The organism is Planktotalea sp., assembly GCF_049680325.1.
Taxonomy (GTDB): domain Bacteria; phylum Pseudomonadota; class Alphaproteobacteria; order Rhodobacterales; family Rhodobacteraceae; genus Planktotalea.
Genome location: NZ_JBAUHO010000331.1, coordinates 1 through 7,738, shown reverse-complemented (window position 1 = coordinate 7,738; position 7,738 = coordinate 1). Strand labels below are relative to the sequence as shown.

8 protein-coding genes are annotated in these 7,738 nt (G+C 55.2%); 3 read left to right on the top strand and 5 right to left on the bottom strand.

Annotated elements, in window-relative coordinates:
• The 3 genes from WBC85_RS14805 to WBC85_RS14795 all read left to right on the top strand — a co-directional run.
• The coding region (locus WBC85_RS14805; RefSeq protein WP_424438889.1) for an EamA family transporter at positions 1-601 on the top strand (601 nt) is incomplete at its 5' end.
• On the top strand, positions 576-1,502 hold the full coding sequence (locus tag WBC85_RS14800; protein WP_424438886.1) for an alpha/beta hydrolase: 927 nt from the start codon (positions 576-578) through the stop codon (positions 1,500-1,502). The genes WBC85_RS14805 and WBC85_RS14800, both read left to right, overlap by 26 nt.
• Positions 1,503-1,568: 66 nt before the next feature.
• Positions 1,569-1,811, top strand: a complete 243-nt coding sequence (locus tag WBC85_RS14795) for a hypothetical protein (RefSeq protein ID WP_424438883.1) — start codon at positions 1,569-1,571, stop codon at positions 1,809-1,811.
• Positions 1,812-1,839: 28 nt separating this feature from the next.
• Here the strand turns inward: WBC85_RS14795 and WBC85_RS14790 are convergent, their stop codons facing one another.
• Genes WBC85_RS14790 through WBC85_RS14770 form a run of 5 tightly spaced genes read right to left on the bottom strand, consistent with a single transcriptional unit; the run spans position 1,840 to position 7,735 of the window.
• Complete coding sequence (locus tag WBC85_RS14790; protein WP_424438880.1) at positions 1,840-2,673, bottom strand: alkaline phosphatase family protein; 834 nt, start codon at positions 2,671-2,673, stop codon at positions 1,840-1,842.
• Between the two features lie 41 nt (positions 2,674-2,714).
• A complete protein-coding gene (locus tag WBC85_RS14785) occupies positions 2,715-4,349 on the bottom strand; it encodes an ABC transporter ATP-binding protein (RefSeq protein WP_424438877.1) in 1,635 nt (544 codons plus the stop codon).
• A complete protein-coding gene (locus tag WBC85_RS14780) occupies positions 4,349-5,167 on the bottom strand; it encodes an ABC transporter permease (RefSeq protein WP_424438874.1) in 819 nt (272 codons plus the stop codon). The genes WBC85_RS14785 and WBC85_RS14780 overlap by 1 nt, the downstream gene beginning before the upstream one ends.
• An 11-nt stretch (positions 5,168-5,178) precedes the next feature.
• The gene (locus tag WBC85_RS14775) at positions 5,179-6,135 is read right to left on the bottom strand and encodes an ABC transporter permease (protein WP_424438871.1); all 957 of its coding nucleotides are present in this window, start codon (positions 6,133-6,135) and stop codon (positions 5,179-5,181) included.
• A gap of 16 nt (positions 6,136-6,151) precedes the next feature.
• A complete protein-coding gene (locus WBC85_RS14770) occupies positions 6,152-7,735 on the bottom strand; it encodes an ABC transporter substrate-binding protein (protein WP_424438892.1) in 1,584 nt (527 codons plus the stop codon).
• Positions 7,736-7,738: the final 3 nt, after the last annotated feature.

Genomic DNA, 7,738 nt, shown 5'->3' with positions numbered 1-7,738 from the left:
TACAGCGCTGGCCAGTTTTATCATCCTGCGCCAGATTACGACGTTGCGCATTGCCTTGGCATTGTCGATTGGCGCGATCGGGGCCCTTTGGGTGATTTTTCGCGCGGATTGGGCAGCCTTTACAGCCTTTCGAATTGGGTCAGGCGAGATCATCTATTTCTGGGGCTGCGTTTGCCATGCGATCTATGTCCCCTTGGTGCGCCTTTTGAACCGCGGCGAAAGCGCAATGCTTTTCTCGTTCGGCACCACCTGCGGGGGGACATTTGCATTGCTGTTCTGGAGTGCGGAAAGCCTGACAAGCACGGACTTTGCAGCGTTGCCCCGGATCGTTTGGATCACTATCGTCTATGTTGCGGTGTTTGCGACGGCGACGACTTTTGTTCTGACCCAGTTCGCATCGCTCAGGCTGCCCGGCGCAAAGGTGATGGCTTATACCTATCTCACACCATCTTGGGTGATTTTGTGGGAAATCGCCCTTGGCCATGGTACACCGCGTGGATTGATTTTGGTGGGCGTCGGCTTGACGGTGCTGGCGTTGATTGTTTTGTTGAAAGATGAAGACACAAGGGGGCGTTATGGCCGATTACAAGACGTTGATTGACGCGGAAATCTGGGCGTTCATCGAAAAAACCGACAGCCACTATCCACCTGAAACAGCGACCTTTGGTGTCGAGGATCAGCGTCGCATCTACGATGAAATGTGCGCGGCTTTTCGTGTTGCCTACCCGATTGGTGTGAGCGCAATTGATCGTGACTATGGCGGTGTCCCCTGTCGTCACTACACATCTGGCACCGCTGATGTCGCCGTTATGTACTATCACGGCGGCGGTTTCGTTGTCGGCGGATTGGAAAGCCATGACGATGTCTGCGCAGAGATATGCGCGGCATCCGGGTTTGATGTGATTTCCGTAGACTACCGAATGGCACCCGAACATAAGCACCCCGCGATGTTTGAGGATGCGATGGCCGCGACGCGTGCGGTCGCTGACGAACTTGGCAAACCTTTGGTGCTGTGCGGCGATAGCGCGGGCGGAAATCTGGCGGCTGCAGTGTCACACATGGCGCGGGGTACGGGCCTTGATATTCGCGGGCAGGTCCTGGTCTATCCGGGGCTTGGCGGCGATTACAACAAAGGCTCCTATGTGGAGTATGCCGATGCACCGATGCTGACGCGGGATGATATCGTCATCTATAAAAACGTGCGTCTGGCCGGGGAAGAACCTGTCGGCGATCCGCGCTACGCACCGCTTCATGATAGCGATTTCGCGGGCCTACCGCCAACGGTAATCAACACAGCGCAATGTGATCCGCTCAGCGATGACGGCGTGGACTACCAGCGCGCCTTGAAGGCGGCTGGCGTGCCCGTCCACCATGTTGACGAGCCGGGTCTGGTGCATGGCCACATGCGCGCGCGGCACATGTCCGCGCGTTCATCGGCGAGTTTTGAACGGATCAAGGAGGCGGTGACAGCATTGGGCAAAGGCAAGTGGCCCTATGCCTAGGCATTGTGCGCTACCTGTAAAGCGCGCAGCGAAATCTTCAATCAGGACTTCACAGGGTCAGGCCATTTGAATATTCCAGCGGCAACGCGCAAGCTTAAGCCCATGACGATCACCTGTACTAAAGATGGACAAAGCCGAAGCTTTATCGTTCAGAGCGAGAAAATCTTCCTGCCGCGACCCGATCATCGCATGATGATTATGCGACTTGGAGGCATCAAGGATGAAGCCGTGCGGAAAGCGAAAATTGCGGAAGCGCATGCAGATCTGCAGTATCGGGGCTACGGAAACTCTATTGTTGTAAATTTTTGAAGGTGCTTATTCTCAGGCCCGTTTCCGACTAAAGGAACGGGTCTGCCTTCATCGTCTCGGGCACGTCCGCGCCCAGTCGTTTCAGGATCGTCGGGGCAAGTTGTAACTGGTGCAGATGCGTATCCGCTGAAGGCCCTCTGGCGTCGCCAAAGTAATAAAGCGCGAATTCCTGTTGCAGCGGATCGCGCGCACCGTGATGACCGCGTGCGTCCTGGCCGTGATCTGCGGTCACCATCACCTCATACCCCATTTCGCGCCAGCGCGGGATGAAGGGTGCCAGCATCTCATCCATGACGAAACAGGCGTGATCCATTTCATGGCTTTCATGCTGGAACCGATGGCCCATGCTATCAAGTGTGCAGGTGTGCAATATGCCATAGTTCAGATCGAACCGCCCGCAAAGATTGGTTAGGGTCGCGAAGAGATCAATGTCTGAGGGCGTCATCTGATTGGATGCGCCATACCCGGTCATCGTGTGAAAGCGGCCATGATTGATCGTTGCGCTTTCGGGTTCGTCATACTCGATATCACGTACGAAATCGAAAGGGTGGCGGTTGAAAAATTCCGACCAGAAGGAATGGGTCACGGCACCCGTTACACCACCAGCCTTGCGAATTTCTGAAAACAGATCGGGCTTGCTAATACGAAAGACATTCCCGTTGCCTGTGCAGCCATGTTCCTGCGGTGTGACGCCAGTATGGATCGACGCATAGCAAGACGCAGAGATCGACGGCAGCACAGAGGACATTGTCCATTTCTGCGCATCGCCGCTATCGACCCATCCTTCCAAATTGCCGAAGAGACGTGACCAGTTTCTAAGCGGCACGCCATCAAGGATGATAAGGAGCAGTTTGCGATCCATTGGAGCCTCCGGCGGGAGTTTAACTGGCAAAATGAAGCCGTTTAGTTTCCAGCGCTTTGCATTTTACGGGTTGCGATGACGTTTTCGAGCCAACCGATTTTCATCTCTGGAACCGAGCTGAGCAATAGATCGGTGTAGTCATCAAAGGGCGGGCTGAGCACCTCGGATTTGGTGCCATAACGCACGACTTTACCTTGGTACATGACCGCGATGCTGTCTGCGATAGCGCGCACCGTCGCGAGATCGTGGGTGATGAAAAGATAGGCCACATCTTCGCGTTTTTGCAGGTTGAGCAGCAGTTTCAAAATGCCGTCCGCAACAAGTGGATCAAGCGCCGATGTGACCTCATCACAAATGATTAGCTTGGGTTTGGCTGCCAGTGCGCGGGCAATACACACGCGCTGCTTTTGGCCACCGGAAAGTTCGGCGGGATAACGATCAATAAAGCCGTCACCCATCTCGATCTCTTCAAGCAGTTCCGCAATGCGTTTGCGCTTTTCCGCACCTTTCATCCCGAAGTAGAATTCCAGCGGGCGACCGATGATCGTTCCGACCGTCTGGCGCGGGTTCATCGCAACATCGGCCATCTGGTATATCATCTGCAATTCACGCAGATCCTCGCGCGAGCGGCTGGGTTGATCGGGCGTCAAAGTGCGATCCGCAAATTCGATGCTTCCGTCGCTTGGTGCCAAAAGGCCCGTAATAACCCGCGCGAGCGTGGATTTGCCGGAACCGGATTCACCCACGACCGCCAGTGTCTGACCTGGCGAGATATCGACGCTTACATCGTGCAAAACATCAAATTTCGTACCGCGATACCGTGCGGTGATGTTCTTGGCGCGCAGGATTGGCTCAACCGGCGTCTTTTCTTCGTGCTTGATCGAACGCACAGAGACCAGCGCTTGTGTATATTCTTCCTGCGGGTGGTTAATGATCTGATCGACTGAACCGTATTCGACCATCTCGCCCATTTTCAGAACCATTATGTCGTCACTGACCTGCGCCACAACGGCGAGATCGTGGGTGATATAAAGGGCCGCAACGCCCGTGTCGCGGATCGCTTCCTTGATTGCAGCGAGCACGTCGATCTGGGTGGTTACATCAAGGGCTGTGGTTGGCTCGTCAAAAATCACCAGATCAGGCTCGGGGCAAAGCGCGAGCGCGGTCATGCAGCGTTGCAACTGTCCACCAGACACCTGGTGTGGATAGCGCGAGCCGATGTTGTCAGGATCGGGCAGGCCGAGTTTATCGAAAAGCCCACGCGCTTTGGCCTCTGCATCCGCTTTGCTGAATTTGCCTTGGCTGACGGCGGCTTCAATCACTTGGTCCATGATCTTCTTGGCAGGGTTGAAGCTGGCAGCGGCGGATTGCGCAACATAGGTCACTTCTGCACCGCGTAGCTTGCGCAAATCGGCGATGCCACCCTGAAGGATGTCACGCCCGTTGACCCAGACCTCACCACCGGTAAGTTCCACGCCGCCGCGTCCATATCCAAGCGCGGACAGGCCGATCGTCGACTTGCCAGCGCCGGATTCACCGATCAAACCAAGGACTTTGCCCTTTTCCAGTTCGAAATCCACGCCATGGACGATTTCGATCTTATGGGGCTTGGCATCTGGTGGATACACCGTGGCACCAATTTTCAGACCGCGTACTTTGAGTAAAGGATCGCTCATTATCCGCGCCCTCCTTTGAGAGAGGTTGTTCGGTTCAGGATCCAGTCCGCAACAAGGTTTACCGAGATTGCGAGCGTCGCGATTGCAAAGGCAGGGATCAATGCAGCCGGGATGCCATAGACGATACCGTCTTTGTTTTCTTTCACGATTCCGCCCCAGTCTGCGCCGGGTGGTTGGACACCAAGGCCAAGGAAGGAGAGCGTCGAGACGAAGAGAACCGCAAAGATAAAGCGCAGGCCCATTTCAGCAACCAGCGGCGAAAGGGCATTCGGCAGGATTTCACGGAAGATGATCCATGAACGCCCCTCGCCGCGCAGCGTCGCCGCTTCGACGTAATCCATAACGTTGATGTCCACCGCGACAGCGCGTGAAAGGCGATAGACGCGGGTGGAATCGAGCAGGCCCATAACGAGGATCAAAACCGGAATGGTGACAGGCATCACAGACAAAACAACAAGAGCGAAAATCAGCGATGGGATCGACATAATCAAATCGACAAAGCGCGAAATAGCCTGATCGACCCACCCCCCCGTGACGGCCGCAAGCAGCCCAAGGCAAGAACCCAGCGTAAAGCTGAGGATCGTTGCCGCAGTGGCGATAAAGATAGTCGTGCGCCCGCCGTAGATCATCCGGCTAAGCAAGTCGCGCCCGATGCTATCCGTGCCAAGCCAATGCTTGGCTGAGGATGGCTCCCAGACATCACCGACAGCATCGGCCATGCCATAGGGGGCAATCCAAGGTGCGAAGATAGCGATAAAGAAATAGAGACCGGTGAAAAACAGGCCGATGAGGGCGGATATGGGGATATTTTTGAACATGTCCGTTCCTCCTATTTCGGGTGCCGCAGACGCGGATTTGCAAGAATGGAAACGATGTCGGCCACCATGTTAAGCAGGATGTAAACTGCCGCGAAGACAAGGCCGCAGGCTTGTACGACGGGCACGTCACGTTTGCTTACATGATCGACCAGATACTGGCCCATGCCGGGATAGACAAAGACGACTTCGACCACGACCACACCAACCACTAGGTAGGCGAGGTTCAGCATCACAACGTTTACGATCGGCGCAATTGCATTCGGGAAAGCGTGGCGCGCGATGACTTGGAAACTGCTAAGGCCTTTGAGTTCAGCGGTTTCGATATAGGCCGATTGCATCACGTTCAGGATCGCCGCGCGGGTCATGCGCATCATGTGCGCGAGCACGACAAGCGTCAGGACTGTGACAGGCAAAGCAATTGCGTAGAGCTTCTGACCAAGCGACATCGAATCGTTAATCATTGCAACGGAGGGTGCCCAGCCCAGCTTTACGCCGACGAAGTACATCAACACGTAGCCGATCAAAAATTCGGGGATGGAGATGGACGTCAGCGTAACTGCCGAGATGAGCTTGTCAGGCCAGCGGTCTTTGTAGCGAACCGCAAGCAATCCGAGGAAAATCGCCAGCGGGACGGATATAACAGCAGCCCAAAAGGCGAGGAACAGCGTGTTTCCAAGCCGCTTGCCCATGCTTGTTGCGATGTCCTGGCCGTTTGTCAGGGCCGTGCCTAGGTCACCTGTGAGTGCGCCACCGAGCCAGCTGAAATAGCGGCTCAAGGCAGGTTCGTTCAGGCCTAATTCTTTGCGAAGGTTGGCCAGCGCCTCTGGGGTCGCGGATTGGCCTAGAATGGATTGCGCTACGTCGCCGGGCAGGATTTGTGTGCCGACAAAGATCAAAGCAGACGCTGCAAGGAGGAGAAGGAGTCCCAGCGCCAAGCGCTGGGAAACCAGTTTCAATACGGGATGCATGTTCTGTGCCCCGACCCTATGCGAACCACATCTTGCGTGAAGCAAAGCCGCCCATCATCTCATCGTTCGGGTCAGTTTCCCAACCAGCCAGCTTGTCGCTGACGCCGTCGATGAAGTCGTTGAACATCGGGCAAATAAGACCGCCCTCGTCACGCACAAGGTGACCCATCTCGGAATAGAGCGCCTTGCGCTTCGTGACGTCCAGTTCAGCCTTGGCTGCAAGCAGCTTGGCGTCGAATTCCGGATTCTTGAAGCGTGTGTCATTCCAGTCTGCAGTTGACAGATAAGCTGTCGAGTACATCTGATCCTGAACCGGACGACCGCCCCAGTAAGACGCACAGAACGGCTGCTTGTTCCAGACTTCGGACCAGTAACCATCGTTAGGCTCGCGCTTGATCTCAAGCGGGATGCCCGCTGCCTGTGCGGACTGCTGGAAGAGTTGCGCCGCATCAACCGCACCCGGGAAGGCACCATCGGCAGTACGCAAAATGATAGGCGAGCCATCATGACCAGACTTCGCGTAATGCTCTTTCGCTTTTTCGATGTCGTAGGTGCGCTGTGGAATGCTTGCATCAAACAATGGATAAGCCGAGTTGATCGGCATGTCGTTACCGACCGAGCCATAGCCACGCAGGATTTTCTCAACCATTTCTTCACGGTTGATCGCGTACTTAAGTGCAAGGCGCAGGTCTTTGTTATCAAACGGCGCTGTGTCTGCGTGCATGATGAAAACATAGTGACCGCGTCCTGGCGTCGACTGCACCGTCACGCCTGGCGCACGGGACAGAAGGCCGGCAATCTTTGGCTCAAGACGGTTAATCAGGTGAACCTGACCGGACTGAAGTGCTGCTGTACGTGCTGTCGCATCGTTGATTGCAAGGATTTCAACCGAATCGAAGTGGCCATCATCGCCCCAATAGTTCGCAAACTTGGTGTACATATGGCGCACGCCCGGCTCATCAACTTCCATTTTATATGGACCTGTGCCGACGCCTTCAGCCGGATTGTCCATGCCGCCGTTCGGCTGGATAATCAGGTGATAATCCGCCATCAGGTAAGGAAGATCCGCGTTCGCGTTTTTGAGCGTGACAGAGAATGTATCGCCGTCGACTTTCATGCTTTCGATGTTGCGCATCACGCCGAGCGCACCAGATTTCGAATCTTCGTTGGAATGACGTTCCATCGTTTTGAGAACGTCGTCACTTGTCATGGTTTTGCCGTTATGGAATTCAACACCCTGACGTAGCTTGAACATCCAGGTCTTCGCATCTGGCGTGCTTTCAACGCTTGTTGCAAGGCGGTGTTCGATTTCGCCTGTCGGGGAAACCTCAACCAGCGTGTCACCGAACTGACGACCGTTGTGATAGGGAACCTGGCTTGCATATGTCGCAGGATCGAGCGAGTTCGTGCTCTCGCCGCCAGTGGAACCGATTTTCAGATCGCCGCCTGTCTTGTGGCTTGCAGCCTTGGCAGCAGTTGCGAACATTGTGCTGGCAGCGGTTGCGCTGACACCCAAAGCGGTTGCTTTGCCCATGAATTCACGGCGCGAAAGTTTGCCCGCGGTGGCACGTTTAGCGAGATAGTCTAGTTGGTCTTGCATAAG

What these genes read in the sequence shown, in the direction of transcription:
- WBC85_RS14780 (WP_424438874.1), bottom strand. Translation starts at nt 5,167, where the DNA reads ATGTTCAAAAATATCCCCATATCCGCCCTCATCGGCCTGTTTTTCACC.
- WBC85_RS14790 (WP_424438880.1), bottom strand. Translation starts at nt 2,673, where the DNA reads ATGGATCGCAAACTGCTCCTTATCATCCTTGATGGCGTGCCGCTTAGA.
- WBC85_RS14800 (WP_424438886.1), top strand. Translation starts at nt 576, where the DNA reads ATGGCCGATTACAAGACGTTGATTGACGCGGAAATCTGGGCGTTCATC.
- WBC85_RS14775 (WP_424438871.1), bottom strand. Translation starts at nt 6,135, where the DNA reads ATGCATCCCGTATTGAAACTGGTTTCCCAGCGCTTGGCGCTGGGACTC.
- WBC85_RS14785 (WP_424438877.1), bottom strand. Translation starts at nt 4,349, where the DNA reads ATGAGCGATCCTTTACTCAAAGTACGCGGTCTGAAAATTGGTGCCACG.
- WBC85_RS14770 (WP_424438892.1), bottom strand. Translation starts at nt 7,735, where the DNA reads ATGCAAGACCAACTAGACTATCTCGCTAAACGTGCCACCGCGGGCAAA.